This window comes from Inquilinus sp., assembly GCF_057815775.1.
The window spans coordinates 1-22,936 of the sequence record NZ_JBYRFX010000326.1 but is presented as its reverse complement, the minus strand read 5'-3'; the positions used below and the strand labels follow the sequence as shown (position 1 = coordinate 22,936).

At 68.9% G+C, this 22,936-nt stretch carries 16 protein-coding genes and 1 tRNA gene; 7 read left to right on the top strand and 10 right to left on the bottom strand.

The window, feature by feature from the left end:
• Nucleotides 1-3: 3 nt before the first annotated feature.
• On the bottom strand, nucleotides 4-1,650 hold the full coding sequence (gene mdcA / locus AC3XYG_RS11585) for a malonate decarboxylase subunit alpha (RefSeq protein ID WP_489139984.1): 1,647 nt from the start codon (nucleotides 1,648-1,650) through the stop codon (nucleotides 4-6).
• Nucleotides 1,651-1,850: 200 nt separating this feature from the next.
• On the opposite strand from mdcA, the gene madL reads away from it, so the two are divergent.
• The 7 genes from madL to glgB all read left to right on the top strand — a co-directional run bounded on the left by madL (nucleotide 1,851) and on the right by glgB (nucleotide 13,565).
• On the top strand, nucleotides 1,851-2,285 hold the full coding sequence (madL, locus tag AC3XYG_RS11580) for a malonate transporter subunit MadL (protein WP_489139983.1): 435 nt from the start codon (nucleotides 1,851-1,853) through the stop codon (nucleotides 2,283-2,285).
• 10 nt (nucleotides 2,286-2,295) lie between these two features.
• On the top strand, nucleotides 2,296-3,060 hold the full coding sequence (gene madM, locus AC3XYG_RS11575; RefSeq protein WP_489139982.1) for a malonate transporter subunit MadM: 765 nt from the start codon (nucleotides 2,296-2,298) through the stop codon (nucleotides 3,058-3,060).
• 5 nt (nucleotides 3,061-3,065) lie between these two features.
• Complete coding sequence (locus tag AC3XYG_RS11570) at nucleotides 3,066-3,761, top strand: GntR family transcriptional regulator (protein ID WP_489139981.1); 696 nt, start codon at nucleotides 3,066-3,068, stop codon at nucleotides 3,759-3,761.
• 69 nt (nucleotides 3,762-3,830) lie between these two features.
• Complete coding sequence (locus tag AC3XYG_RS11565; RefSeq protein ID WP_489139980.1) at nucleotides 3,831-4,619, top strand: alpha/beta hydrolase; 789 nt, start codon at nucleotides 3,831-3,833, stop codon at nucleotides 4,617-4,619.
• Nucleotides 4,620-5,058: 439 nt separating this feature from the next.
• Nucleotides 5,059-8,097 carry a maltotransferase domain-containing protein gene (locus AC3XYG_RS11560; RefSeq protein WP_489139979.1) on the top strand — a complete coding sequence of 1,013 codons (3,039 nt, stop codon included), beginning with the start codon at nucleotides 5,059-5,061 and terminating at the stop codon, nucleotides 8,095-8,097.
• Nucleotide 8,098: 1 nt separating this feature from the next.
• Nucleotides 8,099-11,383 (top strand): maltose alpha-D-glucosyltransferase, encoded by a 3,285-nt coding sequence (treS, locus tag AC3XYG_RS11555; RefSeq protein WP_489139978.1) that lies wholly within the window; start codon nucleotides 8,099-8,101, stop codon nucleotides 11,381-11,383.
• Between the two features lie 13 nt (nucleotides 11,384-11,396).
• Nucleotides 11,397-13,565 (top strand): 1,4-alpha-glucan branching protein GlgB, encoded by a 2,169-nt coding sequence (gene glgB, locus AC3XYG_RS11550; RefSeq protein ID WP_489139977.1) that lies wholly within the window; start codon nucleotides 11,397-11,399, stop codon nucleotides 13,563-13,565.
• Between the two features lie 15 nt (nucleotides 13,566-13,580).
• Here glgB and AC3XYG_RS11545 read toward each other — a convergent pair whose 3' ends face one another.
• The 9 genes from AC3XYG_RS11545 to AC3XYG_RS11505 all read right to left on the bottom strand — a co-directional run bounded on the left by AC3XYG_RS11545 (nucleotide 13,581) and on the right by AC3XYG_RS11505 (nucleotide 22,936).
• A complete protein-coding gene (locus AC3XYG_RS11545; protein WP_489139976.1) occupies nucleotides 13,581-14,573 on the bottom strand; it encodes an amidohydrolase family protein in 993 nt (330 codons plus the stop codon).
• Nucleotides 14,570-15,844 (bottom strand): 3-oxo-tetronate kinase, encoded by a 1,275-nt coding sequence (otnK, locus tag AC3XYG_RS11540; protein ID WP_489139975.1) that lies wholly within the window; start codon nucleotides 15,842-15,844, stop codon nucleotides 14,570-14,572. Before otnK ends, AC3XYG_RS11545 begins: the two co-directional genes overlap by 4 nt.
• A gap of 13 nt (nucleotides 15,845-15,857) precedes the next feature.
• Complete coding sequence (locus AC3XYG_RS11535; RefSeq protein ID WP_489139974.1) at nucleotides 15,858-16,523, bottom strand: aspartate/glutamate racemase family protein; 666 nt, start codon at nucleotides 16,521-16,523, stop codon at nucleotides 15,858-15,860.
• Between the two features lies 1 nt (nucleotide 16,524).
• A complete protein-coding gene (locus AC3XYG_RS11530; protein ID WP_489139973.1) occupies nucleotides 16,525-17,607 on the bottom strand; it encodes an ABC transporter ATP-binding protein in 1,083 nt (360 codons plus the stop codon).
• Complete coding sequence (locus tag AC3XYG_RS11525) at nucleotides 17,600-19,393, bottom strand: ABC transporter permease (protein WP_489139972.1); 1,794 nt, start codon at nucleotides 19,391-19,393, stop codon at nucleotides 17,600-17,602. The genes AC3XYG_RS11530 and AC3XYG_RS11525 overlap by 8 nt, the downstream gene beginning before the upstream one ends.
• A gap of 7 nt (nucleotides 19,394-19,400) precedes the next feature.
• Nucleotides 19,401-20,507 (bottom strand): ABC transporter substrate-binding protein, encoded by a 1,107-nt coding sequence (locus AC3XYG_RS11520; protein ID WP_489139971.1) that lies wholly within the window; start codon nucleotides 20,505-20,507, stop codon nucleotides 19,401-19,403.
• Between the two features lie 136 nt (nucleotides 20,508-20,643).
• Nucleotides 20,644-21,711, bottom strand: coding sequence for an isocitrate/isopropylmalate dehydrogenase family protein (locus tag AC3XYG_RS11515; RefSeq protein ID WP_489139970.1), 1,068 nt, complete (start codon nucleotides 21,709-21,711; stop codon nucleotides 20,644-20,646).
• 94 nt (nucleotides 21,712-21,805) lie between these two features.
• Complete coding sequence (locus AC3XYG_RS11510) at nucleotides 21,806-22,729, bottom strand: GntR family transcriptional regulator (RefSeq protein ID WP_489139969.1); 924 nt, start codon at nucleotides 22,727-22,729, stop codon at nucleotides 21,806-21,808.
• A 130-nt stretch (nucleotides 22,730-22,859) separates the two neighbouring features.
• Nucleotides 22,860-22,936, bottom strand: a tRNA-Met gene (locus AC3XYG_RS11505).

Below are 22,936 nucleotides of genomic sequence, written 5' to 3'. Positions count from 1 at the left end.
GCCCTACCAGTTGCGGAACCGGCTCGGCGGCCGGTACAGCCCGCCCGAGGCGAGCATGAGATCCTTGATCGAACGTGCCGCCAGCCAGCGGCGGTCGGCATCGAGCGGATCGATGCCGAGGTCTTCCGGCCGGCGGATCACACCGCGCTCCCGCAGCCGCTCGACCATCCTGCGGTCGCGGCCCCGGCCGATCTCGGTGTAGCCGGCGACGCCGCGGATCGCATGCTCGCGCTCGTCCTTGTCGCGGCACAGCAGCAGGTTGGCGATGCCCTCCTCGGTGACGATGTGGCTGACATCGTCGCCGTAGATCATGACAGGCGCCAGATCGAGCTTGAGCTTCGCCGCCAGCTCCAGCGCGTCCAGCTGTTCGACGAACAGCGGCGCATTGCCCTCGCCGAAGGTCTCGCCGATCTGCACCACCAGCTTGCGGCCGCGGCGCAGCGTGGCCGGCGTGTCGGGGTCGGCCTCGGCACCGGCCTTCAGCCAGGGCTCGCTGGGGTGCCGCCGGCCATGCGGGTCGGAGCCCATGTTGGGCGCCCCGCCGAAGCCGGCGACCCGGCTGGTCGTGATGGTCGAGCTGTGGCCCTGCAGGTCGATCTGCAGGGTCGAGCCGATGAACATGTCGCAAGCATAGAGGCCGGCGGTCTGGGACAGCGCGCGGTTGGAGCGCAGCGACCCGTCCGGCCCGGTGAAGAAGATGTCGGAGCGGGCGGCGACGTAATCCTCCATCCCCACTTCGGAGCCGAAGCAATGCACCTGCTGCACCCAGCCGGCCTCGATCGCCGGGATCAGGGCGGGGTGCGGGTTGAGCGCGAAATGGGTGCAGATCTGGCCCTTCAGGCCGAGCGCCGCGCCATAGGTCGGCAGCAGCAGCTCGATCGCCGCGGTGCTGAAGCCGATGCCGTGGTTCAGCCGGCGGACGCCATAGGGCGCGTAGATGCCCTTGATCGCCAGCATCGCCGTCAGGATCTGCGTCTCGGTGATCGCGGCGGGGTCGCGGGTGAACAGCGGCTCGACATAGAACGGCTTCTTCGCCTCGACCACGAAATGCACCTGGTCGCCCGGGATGTCGACGCGCGGCACCTTGTCGACGATCTCGGCCACCTGGGCCACGACCAGGCCGTTCTTGAAGCTGGTCGCCTCCACCACCGTCGGCGTGTCTTCGGTGTTGGGGCCGGTGTAGAGGTTGCCGTCCCGGTCGGCGCTGACCGCCGCGATCAGCGCCACCTGCGGCGTCCGGTCGGCGAAATAGCGGGCGAACAGTTCGAGATAGGTGTGGACGGCGCCGAGCTCGATCTTCCCGCCGAACAGCATGCGGGCGATGCGCGCCGCCTGCGGGCCGGAATAGGAATAGTCGAGCCGGCGGGCGATGCCCTTCTCGAACACGTCGAGATGCTCCGGCAGCACGACGCCCGACTGGACCATGTGCAGGTCGTGGATCTGGCCGGGGTCGAGATCGGCCAGGGCCGCGGCCAGCACATCCGCCTGCTTCTGGTTGTCGCCTTCCAGGCAGACCCGGTCACCGGGCCGCAGCACCGCCGCCAGGAACGCCGGCAGGTCGGCAAGCGAGACCGCCTTGCCCGACGCATGCCGACGCCCGGCGGCGAGGCGTTCCGCCAGGGCTGCCCTCTGCGTGCCCCAATCCGTCATTCCAGCCTCCTCGCATACAAACTCAACCTGTCTGCGTCTTAATGTATTCCCAGTTGCCGGTCGGCGCAATGAGATGTATGCATATTAGCCATCGAATGGGTTTTAGAAATACAACAAGGGAGGATGACCGTGTCCATGCATGCACCCAGGCCGGCGATCGGCGCCGGCGCGTACATCCCCAGCGCAGGGAGAAGACTGCCATGACGATCTCTGGTGTGGCCCTGCTGGCGATCTGCACCCTGCTCGGCGGTTTCCTGGGCGATGTGCTGGGCACCGTCCTCGGCGTGAAGGCCAATGTCGGCGGCGTCGGCATCGCCATGATGCTGCTGATCGCGGGCCGGCTGTGGCTGGGCCGGCGCGGCTGGCTCAGCCACGGGCTGAAGCTGGGCGTGGAGTTCTGGGGTGCCCTGTACATCCCCATCGTGGTGGCGATGGCGGCGCAGCAGAACGTGGTGTCGGCGGTCGAGAGCGGGCCGGTGGTGGTGATCGCCGGCGTCGGCGCGATCATCGTCTGCTTCGCCACGGTGGCGCTGATCAGCCGCCTGAGCGGCCCGGTCGAGACGATGGACGAGATCGAGGCACGGGAGGCCCGCGCCCGTGAGCTTGCGCGCGCCGTCGCCGACAACGCGGCCTGAGGAGGATGCCATGGCGATGATCCTGCACACCCTGACCGCCAACGCCCTGCTTACCGCCTTCGCGGTGGTGGGCCTCATCATGTGGGCGTCGAACGCCCTGTCCAAGTATTTTACCTTCGGCCGCATCCACGGCTCGGCCATCGCCATCGTGATCGGCCTCGCCCTCGCCTTCCTCGGCGGCAACCTGACCGGCGGCCAGAACGGCCTGGCCGATGTGCCGGCGCTGGCCGGCATCGGCCTGATGGGCGGTGGCATGCTGCGCGATTTCGCGATCGTCGCCACGGCGTTCGAGGTGGATGTCGAGCGGGCACGCAAGGCCGGCGCCATCGGCGCTCTGGCGCTTGGCCTCGGCACCGTGCTGCCGTTCCTGGTCGGCGTCGGCGTGGCGGCATCGTTCGGCTACACCGATGCGGTGTCGCTGACCACGATCGGCGCCGGGGCGATCACCTATATCGTCGGCCCGGTCACCGGCGCGGCGCTGGGTGCCAGTTCGGCCGTGATCGCGCTGTCGATCGCGACCGGGGTGCTGAAGGCGGTGCTGGTGATGATCGGCACCCCGCTGGTCGCCAACGCGATCGGCCTGAACAACCCGCGCAGCGCCATGGTGTTCGGCGGGCTGATGGGCACCGTCAGCGGCGTCTCCGGCGGGCTTGCCGCCACGGACCGGCGCCTGGTGCCCTATGGTGCTCTGACCGCGACCTTCCACACCGGGCTAGGCTGCCTCGTCGCCCCGTCCGTCCTCTATTTCGCCGTTCGCGCGGTCACCGGAGGCTGAGCCCGATGAACACATTCCCCGCCGATGACGACGAAGCCGCCGACGACCGCGGCCTGCTGTCGGACCGCATCCGCAACGCGCTGACGGACGAGATCGCGTCGGGGGCGCTCGCCGCCGGCTCGGCGCTGGACGAGCAGCAGCTGGCCGACCGCTTCGGCGCGTCCCGCACCCCGGTCCGCGAGGCGCTGCGGCAGCTGGCGGCCGGCGGCCTGGTCGAGATCCGCGCCCGCCGCGGCGTGGTCGTCACCCGCATGACGCCCGAGCGGATCATGGACATGTTCGAGACCACGGCCGAGATCGAGGCGATGTGCGTCCGGCTGGCGACCTACCGCATGACGCCGCTGGAGCGCAGCCATCTGATCGAGCTGCACGAATCGTCGCGGGCGATGGTGGAGGCCGGCGACATCGACGCCTACGACGCGTTCAACCGCCGGTTCCATGAGGCGATCTACCGCGCCACGCACAACGCCTTCCTGGCCGAACAGGCCACGGCGATCCGCGCCCGGCTGAGCGCCTTCCGCCGCACCCAGCTGCGCCAGGACGACCGGGTGCACCGCTCGCGCGCCGAGCACGACGCCATCATGCAGGCGATCGCCGAAGGCGATGGCGAGGCGGCGGCGCGGCGCATGCGGGCGCACATGCTGAACGCGGCCACCGCACTCGGCCGCTACATCGACGCGCATGAGGGGACCGAGCCGTAACCCGGCGGGCCCTGATGCCGAACCCGCAGACAGGCGCCGCCTGCCTGCAATCCCAAACCAGATTGAGAGATGACCGAGATGGTCGACCGTCGTGACTTCCTGATGGGCCTCGCCGCCACCGGCGCTGCGATGCTGGTGACCGGCGCCGCCCGGGCCGCAGCCCCTGGCGCCGCCGTGCGGGCCCGCAACGTCGTGCTGGTGCACGGCGCCTATGCCGACGGCTCCTGCTGGTCCGGGGTGATCCCGCATCTGCAGCAGGCCGGCCTGAACGTGGCGGCGGTGCAGAACCCGCTGCAATCGCTGGCCGATGACTGCGCCTACACCCAGCGCACCCTGGACCTGCAGGACGGCCCGACGGTGCTGGTGGCCCATTCCTATGGCGGCGAGATCATCACCCAGACGGGCGTCGACCCGAAGGTCTCGGCCCTGGTCTATTGCGCCGCCCGGGCGCCGGATGCCAATGAGGACTACACGGCGCTGGCCAAGACCTACCCGACCCCGCCGGCGAGCGCCGGCCTGGTCCACACCGGAGGCTATCTGCAGTTGAGCGAGGAGGCATTCCTGCGCGACTTCGCCGGCGACGTCGACCCTGATGTGGCGCGAGTCATGTATGCCGTGCAGGGTCGCATCTCCGACAAGCTGTTCAGCACGAACGTGACCCAGGCGGCGTGGCGGTCGAAGCCGTGCTTCTACCAGGTCGCCACCGAGGACCGTACGATCAACCCGGATCTGGAGCGGTTCATGGCCAAGCGCATGAACGCCAAGACCATCGAGATCCCGTCCAGCCATCTCGGCATCGTGTCGCATGCGAAGGAGATCGCGGACCTGATCCTGGAAGCGGCGGGCGTCGCCGCCTGACACGGCCCCACGGTCAAATCTCAGAGCAGAAAAACCCCGCCGAAAAGCGGGGTTTTTGTTCATAAGGCTTGCAAAGCGAAAGATCCGGCCCTTATTTCCGATCGATAACGCCAACATTTATCTCGGCAAATTTTCTCATAAATCAACATCACAAAAATTAATATTTGGCCAATTACGGCGCCTCGTTGCCTCTCGCTTCAACAATATCTCGGAGTGACGGAACCGAGGCGGCGTGGATGCCATTCCCCAGGACGAATGCCCATCATCCTCGGGAGCCCGACCAATGCCCGGACAACCCCCTCGGGGACTCCAGCGAAACCCTGCGCAGCCGTCGGTCGCAAAGCCGTCCCGGAATTTTCGCAGCTTCTACCATATCCCGGCCCCGGTTGAGGCGATCCCGCCCGCCTTCCTGGCCGAACGCCTGCCCCAGATCGCGAAAATGGGCTTCGGCCATATCGTGCTCACGGCATCGCCCGACGCCGCCGGACGGGTGGCGGACGTGGCTGCTGCGGTGGCGGCCTGCCGGGCGCAGGGGCTGGGCCTCATCCTCGACCTGGGCGCACCGCGCCGCGAGCCAGACCTGCAGGCCGACGGGAATGACGAACCGCCGGATCCCCGGCGCAGGCCCGGAACGCCCGGCGCGCTGATCGGCGAGGACCTGTCGCAAAGTCTCATCCCCTTGGCGCTGGCCGGCATTGCCGGCATCGCCTGCCGCGTCGAAGACCCGGCCAATGCGCGGCGGTGGGCGGATGTCATCACCCGGACCCGTGCGGCTGCCGCAGACACCTGGTTCGCCGCCTGGCCCGGCCCCGGCGTGGACCCGGCCCTGCTGCGGGCGAGCGGCTTCGATGCCCATTTCTCCGGCGCCGGCATGGTGGAGAGCTGGGACCGCTGGCAGCCCGGCGCGATCGGGCCGGCCCTGCCGGCGATCGCCTATCCCGAACTGCCGGCAGCGGGCCAGCGCCTGGCCGCCCGCATCCGCCACACCCCGCTGCTGCGCCGCGCCTATCTGCGGTCGCTGCGGCTGGCCGCCGCCGTGGGCGACGGGCTGCTGGTGCCGATGGGATTCGAATTCGCCGCCCGTGAGGACGTCGCCGACGATGCCGCGGCCGGGATCGAGTGGGACCGCCGGACGGCGCCATTCGACCTGACCGCAGAGATCACCGCCACGATCGCGGCGCTGGAGTCGCGGTCCGGCCAGGGGTCGGTCCTGCGCAGCGTCAGCGGGCCGGGCGCGGAGGTCATCGCCCTGGTCCGCACCCAGGCGGGCCCTGCGCCGGATCGCGCCGAGCTGATCTTGACCAACACCGGCCTGCACCAGCCGGCCACCATCCGGCCGTCGCAGCTGCTGCGCGGCGTGGCCGGCGAATTCGGCCCGTTTGCGGCTGCCCCCGGCGAGGCCGGGCTGGACGGCGCCGACGCCATCGAGCTGGAGGCCGGGGAGACGCGGATCCTGACCGCCCCGCGCGCCGCGCCGGTCGCCGCCGTCCTTCTGCGTCAGCCGGAGGAGGCACTCCACCGCGCCACCCATGCCCCCCGGGTGGCGATCGAGGCGATCGAGCCATCGCCGGGCCCGGAAGGCTTCCCGGTCAAGCGCATCGCCGGCGAGAGCGTGACGGTCGAAGCCGACATCATCACCGACGGCCATGAGATCACCGCCGTCGCCCTGTTGTGGCGGCCGGAGGACGAGCCAGCCTGGCGCGAGCGCCGCATGGTGTCGATCGGCAACGACCGCTGGGCGGGCGAGTTCCCGCTGGAGCGGATCGGCCGGCACGTCTTCGCGGTCGAGGCCTGGCGCGACGTGTTCGGCACCTTCCTGTCGGATCTGCGCAAGAAGCAGGCGGCCGGGCTGGACCTGTCGGTCGAGATCGAAGAGGGCCGGCTGCTGGTCGAGCAGACCCGGGCCGCCGCCCCCGACACGATCCGGGTCGAGCTGGACACGCTGCTGGCCGGGATCGCCGCATCGGTGCCGGCCGCCGGCCGGCTGGCGCTGCTGCTGGCGCCGGCGACGGCCGCGCTGATGGTCCGGGCCGACCCGCGCCGCTTCACCGTCCGGCAAGAGCCGGCGCAGGTGGTCGACGCCGAGCGCCGGGCCGCCGGCTTCGCCAGCTGGTATGAGCTGTTTCCGCGCTCGCAGGGCGCGCCGGGCCAGCACGGCACCTTCGACGACGTCATCGGGCGGCTGCCGGCGATCCAGGCCATGGGCTTCGACGTGCTGTATTTCCCGCCGATCCACCCGATCGGCCGGAAGAACCGCAAGGGCCGCAACAACAGCCTGACCGCCGGGCCGGACGATCCCGGCAGCCCCTATGCCATCGGTGCGGCCGAGGGCGGCCATGACGCGATCCACCCCGAGCTGGGCACCATCGCCGATTTCCGACGGCTGCGCGACGCCGCGGCGGAGCACGGGCTGGAACTGGCGCTGGACTTCGCGATCCAGTGCGCCCCCGACCACCCCTGGCTGCGCGAGCATCCCGGCTGGTTCGGCTGGCGGCCGGACGGGTCGATCCGCTACGCCGAGAATCCGCCGAAGAAGTACGAAGACATCGTCAATGTCGACTTCTACGCCGAGGCGGCCCTGCCCGACCTGTGGCGGGTGCTGCGCGACATCGTCGCCTTCTGGGTCGATGAGGGCGTGCGGCTGTTCCGGGTCGACAACCCGCACACCAAGCCCTTCCCGTTCTGGGAGTGGCTGATCGCCGACATTCGCCAGCGCGACCCGGGCGTAGTCTTCCTGGCCGAGGCGTTCACCCGGCCCAAGGTGATGTACCGGCTGGCCAAGGTCGGCTTCTCGCAGTCCTACACCTACTTCACCTGGCGCAACAGCAAGGCCGACCTGACGGCCTATCTGACCGAGCTGAACACGACGGCGCCGCGCGAGTTCTTCCGGCCCCACTTCTTCGTCAACACGCCCGACATCAACCCGCAATTCCTGCAGACCAGCGGGCGCCCGGGCTTCCTGATCCGCGCCGCCCTGGCGACGATGCTGTCGGGCCTGTGGGGCATGTACAACGGCTTCGAGCTGTGCGAGGCGCAGGCAGTCGCCGGCAAGGAAGAGTATCTCGACAGCGAGAAGTACCAGCTGCGTACATGGGATTTAGAACGGCCCGGCAACATCGTCGCCGAGATCACCCGGCTGAACCAGATCCGCCACGCCAACCCGGCGCTGCACAGCCATCTCGGCCTGACCTTCTACAACGCCGCCAACGACAGCATCCTGTATTTCGGCAAGGCCACGCCCGACCGGGACAACACCATCCTGGTGGCCGTCAACCTCGACCCGCACCGGCCGCAGGAGGCCGACATCGAGATCCCCTTGTGGGAATGGGGGCTGCCGGATGACGGCGCCCTGGCGGCCGAGAACCTGATGACCGGCGAGCACTTCATCTGGCGCGGCAAGAACCAGCACATCCGCCTGGATCCGGCCACCACGCCGTTCGCGATCTGGCGCGTCCGTCCGGCGCGGGAGGATATCTGACATGAACCATCAATCGGCACCCGGCTTCGAAGACCCGACCTGGTACAAGGACGCGGTCATCTACCAGTTGCATGTGAAGTCGTTCTTCGATTCCAACGATGACGGCATCGGCGACTTCAAGGGCCTGATCGCCAAGCTCGACTACATCGCCGCCCTCGGCGTCAACACGCTGTGGCTGCTGCCGTTCTACCCCTCGCCGCGGCTGGATGACGGCTACGACATCGCCGCCTACACCGAGGTGCATCCCGATTTCGGCGACATGGCCGATGCCAGGCGCTTCATCGCCGAGGCGCATCGCCGCGGCCTGCGCGTGATCACCGAGCTGGTCATCAACCACACCTCGGACCAGCACCCGTGGTTCGAACGGGCGCGCCGGGCCAAGCCGGGATCGGCGGCGCGCGAGTTCTATGTCTGGTCCGACACCGACCAGGCCTATGCCGGCACGCGGGTGATCTTCTGCGACACCGAGAAGTCGAACTGGACCTGGGACCCGGTGGCCGGCGCCTATTTCTGGCACCGCTTCTACTCGCACCAGCCGGATCTCAACTTCGACAATCCGCGGGTGCTGAAATCGGTGCTCCGCGTCATGCGGTTCTGGCTGGAGATGGGGGTCGACGGGCTGCGGCTCGACGCCATTCCCTATCTGATCGAGCGCGAAGGCACGTCGAACGAGAACCTGCCGGAGACCCACGCGGTCCTGAAGCAGATCCGCGCCTATCTCGACGCGCACTTCCCCGGCCGGCTGCTGCTGGCCGAGGCCAACCAGTGGCCGGAGGACACGCAGGAGTATTTCGGCCAGGGCGACGAATGCCACATGGCCTTCCACTTCCCGCTGATGCCGCGGATGTACATGGCGATCGCGCGGGAGGACCGGTTCCCGATCACCGACATCCTGCGCCAGACGCCCGATATCCCCGAGAACTGCCAATGGGCGATCTTCCTGCGCAACCATGACGAGCTGACGCTCGAGATGGTGACCGACAGCGAGCGCGACTTCCTGTGGGAGACCTATGCCGCCGACCGGCGCGCGCGGATCAATCTCGGCATCCGCCGCCGCCTGGCACCGCTGCTGCAGCGCGACCGCCGCCGCATCGAACTGATGCAGAGCCTGCTGCTGTCGATGCCCGGAACGCCTGTGCTGTACTACGGTGACGAACTGGGCATGGGTGACAACATCCACCTCGGCGACCGCGACGGCGTCAGGACGGCGATGCAATGGTCGCCGGATCGCAATGGCGGCTTTTCCCGGGCCGATCCGGAAAGCCTGGTGCTGCCGGCGATCATGGATCCGCTGTACGGGTTCTCGGCGGTGAACGCCGAATCCCAGAGCCGCGACCCGCATTCGCTGCTGAACTGGGTGCGGCGGATGCTGGCCCTGCGCGGGCAGCACCAGGCCTTCGGCCGCGGCAGCTTCCGCCTGCTGTATCCCGGCAACCGCAAGATCCTGGCCTATCTGCGCGAGTTCAACGGCGAGAGCATCCTGTGCATCGCCAACCTGTCCCGTGCGCCGCAACCCGTGGAGCTCGACCTGTCGGCCTATGAGGGCCATTTGCCGGTCGAGATGACGGGCGACACCGTGTTTCCGCCGATCGGACAGCTGACCTATCTGCTGACCCTACCGCCCTACGGCTTCTACTGGTTCCAGCTGCGGGCCGATGCCGAATCCCCGAACTGGCATCAGGCCCCGCCGGAGCAGATGCCGGAATATGTCACGCTGGTGTTGCGGGACGGCCTGGCCGACATCCTGGCACCGGTGCCGCGACAGCTGCTCGAAGCCGAAAGCCTGCCGGCCTACCTGCCGATGCGGCGTTGGTTCGCGGCCAAGGACCAGAAGATCGACCATGTCCGGATCGCCGGCGCCACGCCGGTGCCCGGGACCGATCTGATGCTGGTCCAGGTCGAGGCGACCGCGGGCGGCAAGACCGACCGCTACCAGATCCCGCTGGGCATCGCCTGGGAGGAAAGCGCCCTGCCGGCGCTGCAGCAGCAGCTGGCATTGGCGCGGGTCCGGCGCGGCCGTCGCGTCGGCTTCCTGACCGATGCCTTCTCCCTGCGCGGCCTGCCGCTGGGGATCGTCGACGGGTTGCGCCAGGGCCGCACCGTTCCGGTCGGCGATGGCGAGATCCGGTTCCTGCCGACCTCCCGGATGGCGGAGGTCGACCTCCCCGAAGACGTCGAGATCCGCTGGCTGGCGACGGAGCAATCGAACAGCTCGCTGATCCTCGGCGAGGCGCTGGTGCTGAAGGTGATGCGCCGCATCCGCACCGGCATCCATCCCGAAGCCGAGATGGGCCGCTACCTCACCGACCACGGCGCCACCGCCATCGCCCCCCTGTTCGGCGAGGTGGTGCAGACCGACGCCGACGGGCAGCCCCAGACCCTGGTGATCGTCCAGGGCTTCGTCCGCAACGAAGGCGACGGCTGGAGCTGGAGCCTGGACCGCATCCGCAGCAGCGTGGACGAACTGGCGCTGACCGAAGCGGACGCCACGGACGGGTTCGCCGACCCGTTGGGCTTCGTCGCGGCGATCGGCCGGCGCCTGGCCGAGATCCACGCCATCCTGGCCGCCCCGACCGACGACCCGGCCTTTGCCCCCGAGCGGGTCGATGCCGATGTCGCCGATGCCTGGGTCGAGGAAACCCGGCTGGAACTCGACCGCGCGATCGCGACCGTTGCGGCGGTGCGCGACTGGCCGGATGCCGAGACCAGGCAGGCGGCGGACTCTCTGGTCGCCGGCGGCAACATCCTGGCACGCCTGGTCAAGCGCCTGGCCGCCGAAGGGCGGGGGTCGCTGCAGACCCGGATCCATGGCGACTTCCATCTCGGCCAGGTGCTGGTCGCCCAGGGTGATGCCTACCTGATCGATTTCGAGGGCGAGCCGGCCCGGTCGATCGAGGAGCGCCGGCGCAAGTCGAGCCCGCTGCGCGATGTCGCGGGCCTGCTGCGATCGATCGACTATGCCGCCGCCTCGGTCGACGACACCACGCGGGACACCATCCCCGATGCGGTGCGGGCCCGCCGGGCCGAGCTGCTGCAGCAGTTCCGCACCCAGGCCGGCGCCGCCTTCCTCGATGCCTACCAGGCAACGGCGCGCGACGCGCCCCACCCCTGGGCCACGCCGGAGCAGGAGCAAGCCTTGATCGATCTGTTCTCCCTGCACAAGGCCGCCTACGAAATCCGCTACGAGGCCGCCAACCGCCCCAGCTGGATCGGCTTGCCGGTCCGCGGACTGGCGACGCTGATGGCCCGCCTCGATGCCGACAGCAAGGTCGTGTCCGATGCCTGATCTGATGATGCCGATGACCGATCTCGATTCCGGCGCGCTCGACGCCCTCGCCCACGGGCGCCACGGCGATCCCTTCGCCCTGCTCGGGCTGCACCCGGACGGCCCCGCCAATGTGGTCCGCACCTGCCTGCCCAACGCTGCGGCGGTGGAGGTGCTGGCCCGGTCGGACCGCAGGGTCCTGGCAACCCTCGAACTGATCCATCCGGCCGGCGTGTTCGCCGGAGCCATCGGGCGAGCCGAGCCCTATCTGCTGCGCATCACCTGGCCGAGCGGCGTGGTGGAGGAGACCGAAGACCCCTACACCTTCGGCCTGGTGCTGACGGAGGACGACCTGCGCGGCGTGGCCGGCGGCGACCCCGAGGCCGTGCGCCAGGGCCTGGGCAGCCGGCCGACCGTCATGGACGGGGTGGCCGGCACGCGCTTCACGGTCTGGGCACCGAATGCGCGGCGCGTCTCGGTGGTCGGCGAATTCAACAGTTGGGACGGTCGGCGCCACCCGATGCGGCTGCGCCACCATGGCGGCATCTGGGAGCTGTTCATCCCGCGCGTCGCCGACGGCGCCCTGTACAAATACGAGGTGCTGGACCGCAACGGCCAGGTGCCGCCGCAGCGGGCCGACCCGATGGCGCGCGAAACCGAACTGCCGCCCCGTACCGCGTCGGTGGTGCCGAGCCCGTTCCCCCTGCGCTGGACCGACGACGCGTGGATGCAGGGTCGGGCAGCCGGGCAGGCGCCGTCCGCACCGCTGTCGATCTATGAGATGCATGCCGGGTCCTGGATGCGCGACGACGGCGATGTGCTGGATTGGGACGGGCTGATCGAACGCCTGATCCCCTATGTCGCCGGCATGGGCTTCACCCATGTCGAGCTGATGCCGGTGGCGGAGCATCCGTTCAGCGGCAGCTGGGGCTACCAGCCGCTCGGGCTGTTCGCGCCCACCGCCCGCTTCGGCCCGCCGGAGGGCTTCGCCCGCTTCGTCGATGCCTGCCACGCCGCCGGCGTCGGCGTGCTGGTCGACTGGGTGCCGGCGCATTTCCCCGGCGACGCGCACGGCCTGCTCCGGTTCGACGGCACCGCGCTGTACGAGCATGAGGATCCGCGCGAGGGCTTCCACCCCGACTGGAACACCTGGATCTACAATCTCGGCCGGTCCGAGGTGGTCGGCTTCCTGCTGGCCAGCGCCCTGGAATGGCTCGACCGCTACCATGTCGACGGGCTGCGGGTGGATGCCGTGGCGTCGATGCTGTACCGCGATTACAGCCGCAAGGCCGGCGAATGGATCCCCAACGCTTATGGCGGGCGCGAGAATCTCGAAGCCATCGACTTCCTGCGCCGGCTGAACGTGATGGTGGCCGAGCGCTGCCCCGGCGCCATCGTCATCGCCGAGGAATCGACGGCGTGGCCGGGTGTCACCGCACCGGTGGCGGACGGCGGCCTCGGCTTTTCCTACAAGTGGAACATGGGCTGGATGCACGACACGCTCGGCTACATGGCGCAAGACCCGATCCATCGCAAACACCACCACAGCGCGATGACCTTCGGCCTGCTCTATGCCTTCAGCGAGCGCTTCGTGCTGCCGCTGTCGCATGACGAGGTCGTCTACGGCAAAGGCTCGCTGCTCGGCCGGATGGTCGGCGACACCACCCAGCGCTTCGCCAATCTGCGCGCCTATCTCGGCTTCATGTGGGGGTCGCCGGGCAAGAAGTTGATATTCATGGGCGGTGAGTTCGGCCAGGAGCGGGAGTGGAACCATGACGGCCAGCTGGACTGGCAGTTGCTGGACGATCCGCACCACCGCGGCGTGCAGCGCCTGGTCCGCGACCTCAACCGGATCTATCGCGGCGAGCCGGCGTTGCATCGCCGCGATGCCGAAGCCTCCGGCTTCGCCTGGGTCGTGGTCGACGACGCCGAGGCCAGCGTCTTCGCCTATCTCCGCCAGGGGACCGATGGCGACAAGCCAGTGCTGGTCGTCTGCAATTTCACGCCGGTGGCGCGGCCGCATTACCGCATTCCGGTGCCACATTCCGGGCCGTGGCACGAGATCCTGAACACGGATGGCCGCGTCTATGGCGGCGGCGGCATCGTCGGCATGGATCCGGCCCAGGCCGGCGCGTCGGCCGGGCCGGGAGAGCTCCTGCTGTCCCTGCCGCCGCTGTCGACGGTGATGCTGCGGCAGGGATGAGCGGCGCGTCGCCGCTCAGGCTGCCTTCGGGAAGCCGAACAGCGCCTCGGGATTGCTGACGAGGATGCGGTGCCAGATCTCGTCCGATCCGGCCCACTCCGCGCCGAGATCGAAGAGGAGCGCGTCATCGGGGATGCCGTAGGCACCCTTCGAGGGGTGCGGCCAATCGGATCCCCACAGAACGCGTTCGGGCGCCGTCTGCACATAGGCCTGCGCGACCCGCCCGACATCGGCATAGCCCGGCGGCCCGATCTTCGTGTCCTGGTAGAGGCTGGAAACCTTGACCCAGGCCGCGCCCTGCCCGAGCAGCCTGGCAATGAGCGCAAAGGCCGGATGGGTCACGCCGTCCGGCTGGGGGATGCGCCCGAGATGGTCGAACACGATGGGCACCGGCAGGCGCCCGAACAGCGCCGCGTTGTCGGCAATGCCGTCCGCCGCCATGTGGATCTGGATGTGCCAGCCGAGATCCGCGATCTGCCGGGCCAGCGGTTCGATCATGTCGACGGTCGTCGCCCCGGCGCGGGCGATGTTGAAGCGGATGCCGCGAATGCCGTGGCCGTCCAGCCGCCTCAGCTCGGCATCGGTGACGGAGCTGCCGACCACGGCCACCCCACGCACCGTGTCGCCGAGCTGGGCCATGGCATCGAGCGTGCAGGAATTGTCGGTGCCATAGGTCGAGGGCGTCACGACCACGCCGCGCTCGACGCCCAGGCGCTGCCGCAACCGAAGATAGTCGGCGGCCACGGCGGCCGGCGGAGTCAGGCTGGCATTCGCAGCCGCCGGGAACCGGGCGTCGTAGATGTGGAAATGGCAATCGCAGGCATGCGCCGGCGCCTTGTGCTTCGGCGGCTCCGTCCCGGTTGTATCGGGGATCGGTTCCTGTCCGCCGGCGGCGTCGGCGGCGAGGATGCCCGATAGCGTGAGGCCAGCCGTGGCCCCCTGAAGCAGTCCACGCCGGCTGATCCTGGTCTCACCCACGATGCTGCCCTCCCCCTGTGTTCTGGTCATGCGCCGCCCTCGAGCTTGCGCAGGGCCTTGGCGAAGAAATCCGGCGCCCCGAAGTTCCCGGATTTGAGCGCGAGCGCCAGAGGATCCGGCCCCTCGGTCACCAGCACCGGCACGCCGGGGTCGATCTCCGGCCCGACCGCCAGCGCGCCGAGGCCGAGGGCCGAGACCACGGCGCCCGAGGTCTCGCCGCCGGCGACCACGAGCCGGCGAACGCCGCCGGCAACCAGCACCCGTGCCGTCTCCGCGAACAGGGTGTCCAGCGCGGCGGCGACCCGATCCCGGCCATGCCGTCGCTGTGCGGCGGCGACCTCCTCCGGCGTTGCCGAGGACGCGACGAGCGGCGCTTCGCCTTCATGTGCCCGGACGAAGTCCACGAGATCGCCGACGCCGATGCGGCCGTCCAGCACCCGGTCGGGCGCCACGGCCAGCACGGGATGGGCCCGGCCATGGAGTTCGATCTGCCGCCGGGTCGCGCCGGAGCAGCTACCGGCGAGCAGCGCTTCCGGCCCTGAGACACCGGAGAAGGACGCCGCTCCGCCCGAGGCCAAGCCCCATTCCCGGAAATTCGCCGGCAGCCCGAGGGCGATGCCCGAGCCACCGGTGAGAAGCGGGGCATCCCGGCAGGCGCGGCCGATGACGACCAGATCCTCATCGGCCAGGGCATCGACGATGACCAGTGTCTCCCCCCGTGCGGCGGCCTGATCGAGGGCCGATCGCAGGGCATCGGCCCCGGCCCTGACGACGGGCCAGGGCACAAACCCGACCGGGCCGGCACATTGGCGCGCCAGCCAGCGCCGGAGATCCGGATCCGTCATCGGGTTGAGCGGGTGGTTCTCCAGGCCGGATTGGTGGAGCAACCGGTCGCCGACGAAGAGATGGCCCTGATAGACGGTCCGGCCGACGGTCGGGAACGCGGGACAGGCGACGACGCCCGTGGCGCCAAGCGCCCGGGCCAGCGCCTCTCCCACCGGGCCGATATTGCCATCAGGCGCGGAATCGAAGGTCGAGCAGTATTTGAACACGACCTGCCGGCACCCTTGAGCCTGCAGCCAGGCGAGCGCCCGCAGCGACAGGTCGACCGCTTCTGGGGCGGCGATCGACCGGCTCTTGAGCGCGATCACGCCCGCCTCGACCGTCCCGGTGGCCGGCCGATCCGGCACCCCGAGATATTGCGTGGTGCGCAGACCACCCTGGCCGGGCAGCCCCTTCGCCAGCGTGTTGGCGATATCGCCCGCCCCCGTGAAGTCGTCGGCGATCACTCCGATCAGCATCGGCGCGGCCCCCTCATGACCCGGCAATCAGCCGGCGCAGCTTCGCCACGGCGGCGTCGGGACTGGTCAGGACGGGGATGCCGACCACACGGCGAACCGCATCGGCCGCCCGGGAGGTCGAGAAATGCGCCAGCACGATCGTGTCGAAACCGGTGAGAGTCCGCGCGGCGTCCGCCACCAGGCGGTTGTGGGTTTCGGCGTCTCCTGCCTTCAGCGCCGTCATCGCGGCCTCGACGACGATGCTGGCCAGCGTGGCGTCGGATCCCAGCCGTGCCGCCTCATCCGCGAACTCGGCCTCCATGCCGGCCCGCGCGGGCAGAAAGGTGGCGATCATGGCCACGCTGCGGCCCCGCCCGATCGCCGCTTCGAACATCGCCTCGTTCGGTTTCAGCACCGGGATGTCCAGCAGGCCCGCGGCAGCCTCGATCGCGCTGCCGAACGCCGAGCAGGTGAAGAGGATGCCGTCAGAGCCGATCCCGCGGGCGTAAGTCGCGAGGGCGACGATCCTGTCCGTCAGCGCCGGCAACATCTCGCCGGCCGCGGCCCGATCCAGGGACAGGCTGTCGTCGAGGATGTTGACTGGCTGCGCCTCGGGCCAAGCCGCGGCGAGCGCCTGGTGGATCGGTTCGACCGCGACCGGCGTGGCATGGATCAGGGCGATGCGGGGGCGTACCGGCATCTCATCGCTCCTGCGGGGTGCCGGGGAAGACCCACACACCATCAGGCGGGAACTCGCACCAGACCGCGCCCGGCGGCAGTGGCCGGGTGCCGTGCGCCTTGGCGCGGAAGTCGCCGCGGCGGATGCGGTATTCCCAGCGGTCGCCGAGATAGAGGCTGTCGTCGAGATCCATCGCGATGCGGTTGGGGCCGGGCGCATCCGACACCGAGATCCGCTCGACCCGGATCACCGCCTGCGCGTCGGTGTCCAGGGCGAGCCCGGTGTGATCCTTGACCACGCCTTCGAGCGACCAGCCGTCACCGCCGAGCACCGCCTGGTCGCCGGTCAGCTGCGTCAGCCGGCCATGGGCGATGTTGTTCGCCCCGAGGAAGTCGGCCGCATAGAAGCTGTTCGGATTGGAGTAGATGTCGCGCGGCGTGCCCTCCTGCACGATCCGCCCGTCCTTGAGCAGCAGGATGTGGTCCGCCGCCGCCAGCGCCTCGGTCTGGTCGTGGGTCACGAGAATGGCGCAGATCTCGAGGTCGAGGATGAGCTTGCGGATCCAGTAGCGCGCCTCCTCCCGCAGCTTGGCGTCGAGGTTCGACAGCGGCTCGTCCAGCAGCAGCACGCGCGGCTCGTAGATCAGGGCCCGGCAGATGGCGACGCGCTGCTGCTGCCCGCCCGAAAGCTGGTCGGGGTAGCGGTCGGCGAGATGGCCGAGCCCCATCCGGTCGAGGATCATCTGGATCTTCGTTCCAGCCTCCGCGCCCCCGACGCCGCGCAGCTTCAGCCCGTAGCCGACATTGTCCCGGACGGTGCGATGGGGCCACAGGGCGTAGGATTGAAAGACGAGGCCGATGTTGCGCTGTTCCGGCGCCAGGGCGACCTTCCGCTCGCTGTCGAGCGCGACCTTGTCGCCGATCTTGATGTAGCCGATCTCCGGCTGCTCCAGGCCGGCGACGCAGCGCAGCAGGGTGGTCTTGCCGCTGCCCGAGGCGCCGAGCAGCGCCACGATCGCGCCCTTCTTCGCCGTGAACGAGGCACCCTTGAGGATCTGCAGCCCGCCCAGCCATTTCTGCACATTGGTGACGACGAGTTCAGGCATGGATCTTGGCTCCCAGGCGCAACGCGAGGGCGAGACCGCCGGCGGTCAGGACGACGCTGATGAAGGCGAGTGCGGCGATGGTGTCCATGGCGCCGGTCTGCAGCAGCGACACCATCAGCGAACCGATCACCTCGGTCCCGGCGCTCATGAGATAGACGCCGGTGGCGTATTCGCGCAGGAAGATGATCATGATCAGCGCCCACGCCCCGACGAGGCCCGGCCGCACGATCGGGATGACGATGTCGCGCCAGGTGCGCCCGATGGTGGCGCCGGTCGTCCGCGCCGCCTCCTCCAGCTCGGGCCCGACCTGGATCAGCGTGCCCTGCAGCAGCCGCAGGCCGTAGGACAGGCCGACCACGACATAGGCGACGAACAGGCTGATCAGCGTCGGCCGGAACGGCGTGAGCACCGGCACGAACAGGAACAGCCAGAAGAAGGCGAGGCCGATGACTAGCCCCGGCAGGGCCCGCGGCAGCAGCACCATGTAGTCGAGCACCATGTTCGACAGGCCGCGGTTGCGATGGCCCGCGAGCCCGACCAGCAGGTAGATCACGACCGCGACGGCCCCGCCCACGACCGCGAGCACGATGGTGTTGACGATGCCGCGCAGCAGGCTGGGCACCGCGAGCAGGTTGTGGAAATTCGCCAGGGTGAGATGGTCGAGCAGGCTCACCCCCTGCCCCCAGGCGTCGACGAAGGCCCTGAGCGCGATGCCGCCGATCGGCAGCACCACCGAGACCAGGAGCCAGAGTGCGATCAGCGACAGCGCGATGGCCTGGCCGCCGCGCCCAAGCTTCAACGGCGTGGCGCGGGCCCCCTTGCCGCCGAGCGCCGCATAGCGCCGGCTGTGGCGCAGGATGCGCCGCTGGGCATAGACCAGCGGCAGGGTGATAAGCACCAGCACCATCGCCACGACCGCCATCAGCTGGTAGGTCGGCACCCCGAACAGGGTCGTCAGCTTGTAGATGTAGGTCGTCAGCACCGTGATGCCGTTCGGGTCGCCGAGCACCAGCGGGATGCCGAAGGTCTCGAACCCGAGCAGCAGGCTGAGGGCGGCGCTGGTCTTCAGCGCCGGCAGCACCATCGGTAAGGTCACGTCGATCGAGACGCGCCAGATGCCGGCCCCGGTGGTCCGGGCGGCCTCCTCCAGGTCCGACGGCAGGTTGCGCATCGCCGAGGCGACGTAGAGATAGACGTAGGGCACATGGCTGAGGCCGGCGATGACGATCAGCCCGCCCAGCGAATAGAGGGTCCAGGGCACGAAGCCGAAGCTGTCGCGGAAGAAGATCGAGACGAAGCCGGAGGGGCCGACGGAGACGGTGTAGCCGAACGCCAGGACGATCGACGAGATGAACATCGGCATCAGCACCAGGATCTCGAGCAGCTTGCGCGCCCTGATGTCCGTCCGGGTGAGCAGGAAGGCGAGCATGCCGCCGAGCGGGACCGCGACGGCCACCATGCCGAGCGCGAAGACGATCGTCGTCCACAGCGCCTGGTAGAAGGACGGGTCGGTCAGGACATAGCGGTAGGCGTCGAAGCCGAGCCTGGCCCGCGGGCTGAAGAACGGGGCGTCGAGGAAGCTCTGATAGACGATCAGCCCGACCGGGGCGAGGACGGCCACCGCCAGGGCCGCGATGACCCCGATCCGGAACGGGGCGGCATCGAGTCTGCGCCGGAGACGGGGGGCCGGCACGGCGGCCGATCCCGCCCAGGCTCCGGTCCCGCCCGGCGCGGCCTTTTCGATATGCGTTGCCATGGTCACCACGATCGAGAGGGGGGAGCGCACGAGAAGGTCACGAGCCGGACAGCGCGGCTTTCCACTGGTTCAGGAAGTCGACGCGGGTCTGCGGCTTCATGAAGTCGAGAAGCCCCTCGTCCAGCGCGATCGGCTTCAGATTGCCGCCGACGCGCGCGTTCAGCGTCGTCAGGTTGAAGCCCTTGTCGACATCCGTGCGCACCGAGGGCAAGCCGCTCGCGGCCAGCGCGTTCTGGCCCTCGGCCGACAGCATGAAATCCAGGAAGAGCTTCGCGGCATTGGGATGGGGGGCGTCCTTGGCGATGGTCGCGACCCGGGAGAAGGCGGCGGTGTAATCGGTGCCGAAGGCGACACCGAGATTGGGGCTCACCTTGACCCAGTCGAGCGCGTAGGAGCCGATGATGTTGAAGGCGAGCACATTCTCGCCGGAGACGACCGTCTCCTTCATCGATCCCGAGCTCGAATAGGTGCGCCCGCCGATCGCGCCGAACGCCTTGGCGAGATCCCAGAAGGTCGTGGTGGCACGGGCGTCGTTGGTGTGGTGCAGGAAGCCTGAGCCGCTTTTTTCCGGATCGAAGCTCGCGATCCGGCCCTGCAGCTTGTCCTTGTTGTCGGTCAGGAACCGGATCAGATCGGCCCGGGTCTTCGGCACGGCCGCCTCGGGCAGGGCCTTGGTGTTGTAGATCATCCCGATCGGCTCGACCGTCGTCGCGTAGAGCGTGTCCTTGTATATCGCCCAGCCCGGGAGCGACTTGGCCTCCGGCGAGACATAGCTATCGGTGTAGCCGTCGGCCGCCAGCATCATCTCCAGGTCCATGGCCGAGCTCCAGACCAGATCGGCGCCGACCTGGCCGGCGGCCGCCTCGGAGATCACCCGGTTGTAGGCGCCGTTGGTGCCGAGGTCGTTGTACTCGATCGTGATGCCGGGGTATTTCGCCGTGAAGGCATCGAGCAGCGCCTGGGCCTGGGCGCTGTCGGTCGAGGTGTAGATCGAGACCGTGCCCTCCGCCTTGGCGGCCGTGATGATCGCGCCATAATCGGGCGGATATCCCGCCGGCACGCCTTGAGCCCATGCAGTGCCGACGCCGATGACGAGAGCCGCGGCGGCGCAGAGCGCCGCCCTGCGGGTCTGGATGATGGACATCCTGGTCCTCCCTGTTGGGTGCCGATCGCTCTCAGGCGATCTCTTTTCCGGCTTTATGCCGGCTTGGCGGCGGCGTGCGGAATTGCACTTCGGCAACCCGAAGGCCAATGCGGGCGATCCGCCGCCGTGACGCCGGCTACGCCTTGCCGATGGCCTTTGCGACGCGCTGCCCGAAGGCATCGGTGCCGAGCGAACCGCCGAGATCGCGGGTCCGCGAGGCCGGGTCGGCCAGCACCGCGTCGACCGCGCGATCGATCTCGGCGCCGGCCGCCTCGAGGGCCGGAAGCTTTCGCTGCTCGCCGAGCCAGCTCAGCATCATGGCCGCCGACAGGATCAGCGAGGTCGGATTGGCCTTGTTCTGGCCCTGGATATCCGGGGCCGAGCCGTGCTGCGCCTGGGCGCAGACGAGGCCTGCCTCGGCATTGGCATTGATCGACCCGGCGAGGCCGAGGCTGCCCGACAGCTCGCTGGCCAGGTCGGACAGGATGTCGGAATAGAAGTTGGTCGAGACGATGACATCGTAGCGCGACGGGTCCCGCACCAGATGCGCCGCCATCGCGTCGATGATCACGTCGTTGAGCTCGACCTCCGGGAATTCCTGATGGACCAGGCGCACCTTCTCCAGGAAGAAGCCGTCGGTGATGATGAAGTTGTTGGCCTTGTGGACGGCTGTGACCTTGCGGCTCCGCTTCATCGCCAGCACGAAGGCGGCGCGGGCGATGCGCTCGCAGCCATGGGCGGTGAGCTTGCGGATCGAAAGGGCGACATCAGGCGTCGGCATGAACTCGCCGATGCCCTTGTACATGTTGCGGTCGGGATAGAAGCCCTCGGTCGCCTCGCGCATGATGACGAGGTCCATGGTCTTGCTGCTGTTCAGGAACGGGCGGGACCGGGCCGGCCGGACATTGGCGTAGAGGTCGAGCTGGACCCGGAAGCCGGCAGATACGTTCCGGCCGCCCTGCTCCCGCGCCGGATAGTCCATGTGCGACTGCGGCCCGAGGATGATGCCGTCATAGCCGCGCGCCTTCTCCAGCGTCTCGTCGCGCAGCGTGGTGCCGTGCTTCTCCAGGCTGGCGAAGCCGACATCCTCGTAATCGAAGGACAGTCCCAGATCGAAGGCACGGTCGACCGCCTGCAGCACCTCGATCGTCGCCGCCGTGATCTCCGGACCGATGCCGTCCCCGGGCAACACGATCATTCGCATATGATTTCTCCTCCCGACAGCCGGCACCCTGCAGGCACCACGGCTCGATTTCACGAGAGGTATATTGGCTTTTTAAATTTATAAATGCAATAGACTATAAATCCGGCTGGCCGACGGAAACGGGTTCCAGGCTGGCGGCCAGGACCACCGGCGATTTGCGGGCGAGCGCGCCGCCCAGGTGGCGCCGCATCAGGTAGGACGCCTCGGCCATGTCCCCCTGCTCCAGCCGCTCCAGGATCTCGAGATGCTCGGTGCATTGCACCCGCAGGCGCTGGCGATCGACGCGCGCCCGGTACTCCAGCAGCCGGCGCATCTGGTTCACCTGCAGCAGGGCGCGATGGAAGAACGGGTTGCCCGACAGCTTGATCAACTCCTCATGAAACAGTGCCCCGTTGTGCAGCAGGCGCTCCGCCGGCAGGATCGCGATGTCGGAGGCCAGCATGGCCTCCTGGATCCGGCGCTGTTCGGCCAGCACCTGGCGGTCGCCCCGGAAGCTGGGCTCGAGCATCGCGGCCGGCTCGATCAGCATCCGGAAGCGATAGATCTGCTCGAACGCTTCCGGTGTCTTGGCCACGGGCAGGAACCGCCAGCCATAGCCCGGCTTGGGTTCGGCCCAGCCTTCACGCGCCGCGCGCATCAGGAGATCGGTCAGCTGGGTCTTGGTCAGGCGATACCGGTCCCGCAGAAACAGCTCGGTGACCTCGCCCGGAATCCGGTCGGCCAGCCAATCATCCGCGAGGGTCTGATACTCGTCCGCCGCATCGGGCAGTTCGACCCTGTCGTCGACTTGGCCGGAGGTTTCCGGCAGTGGCCGGACGAAGAAGCCGCGATTGGCGTGCTGCTCCAGCACCTGCTGATCGGCGAGAACCTGCATCGCCTCCCGGACCGGGGAGCGCGAGACGCCGAACTGGTCTGCCAGCTTCTGGGTGCTGAGGTGATCGCCGACCGGGATGCGGCCGCTGCGGATCAGCTCACGGATGTCGCCGGCGATGCGGAGGGCAAGAGGGCTGGCAGGCATGTCGGACATCCGTTGGCTCGATTGCCGTCACGATAGCCGCGAGGCAGTTGCCGGCGCCAGCCTAGCCTCGGTAAGCGTGCCCCCGGAACGCCGAAAGCCCCCGTCATGTGACGGGGGCTTTTGGAAGTCTTGGTTGCGGGGACAGGATTTGAACCTGTGACCTTCAGGTTATGAGCCTGACGAGCTACCGGGCTGCTCCACCCCGCG

Bases quoted from the DNA above. Each gene is read 5' to 3' on its own strand.
- AC3XYG_RS11530 (WP_489139973.1), bottom strand. From the start codon at position 17,607: ATGCCTGAACTCGTCGTCACCAATGTGCAGAAATGGCTGGGCGGGCTG.
- otnK (WP_489139975.1), bottom strand. From the start codon at position 15,844: ATGCTGATCGGAGTGATCGCCGACGACTTCACGGGGGCGGGCGATATC.
- mdcA (WP_489139984.1), bottom strand. From the start codon at position 1,650: ATGACGGATTGGGGCACGCAGAGGGCAGCCCTGGCGGAACGCCTCGCC.
- AC3XYG_RS11560 (WP_489139979.1), top strand. From the start codon at position 5,059: ATGGGCTTCGGCCATATCGTGCTCACGGCATCGCCCGACGCCGCCGGA.
- AC3XYG_RS11520 (WP_489139971.1), bottom strand. From the start codon at position 20,507: ATGTCCATCATCCAGACCCGCAGGGCGGCGCTCTGCGCCGCCGCGGCT.
- AC3XYG_RS11565 (WP_489139980.1), top strand. From the start codon at position 3,831: ATGACCGAGATGGTCGACCGTCGTGACTTCCTGATGGGCCTCGCCGCC.
- AC3XYG_RS11570 (WP_489139981.1), top strand. From the start codon at position 3,066: ATGAACACATTCCCCGCCGATGACGACGAAGCCGCCGACGACCGCGGC.
- glgB (WP_489139977.1), top strand. From the start codon at position 11,397: ATGACCGATCTCGATTCCGGCGCGCTCGACGCCCTCGCCCACGGGCGC.
- treS (WP_489139978.1), top strand. From the start codon at position 8,099: ATGAACCATCAATCGGCACCCGGCTTCGAAGACCCGACCTGGTACAAG.
- AC3XYG_RS11545 (WP_489139976.1), bottom strand. From the start codon at position 14,573: ATGACCAGAACACAGGGGGAGGGCAGCATCGTGGGTGAGACCAGGATC.
- AC3XYG_RS11510 (WP_489139969.1), bottom strand. From the start codon at position 22,729: ATGCCTGCCAGCCCTCTTGCCCTCCGCATCGCCGGCGACATCCGTGAG.
- madL (WP_489139983.1), top strand. From the start codon at position 1,851: ATGACGATCTCTGGTGTGGCCCTGCTGGCGATCTGCACCCTGCTCGGC.
- AC3XYG_RS11535 (WP_489139974.1), bottom strand. From the start codon at position 16,523: ATGCCGGTACGCCCCCGCATCGCCCTGATCCATGCCACGCCGGTCGCG.
- AC3XYG_RS11515 (WP_489139970.1), bottom strand. From the start codon at position 21,711: ATGCGAATGATCGTGTTGCCCGGGGACGGCATCGGTCCGGAGATCACG.
- madM (WP_489139982.1), top strand. From the start codon at position 2,296: ATGGCGATGATCCTGCACACCCTGACCGCCAACGCCCTGCTTACCGCC.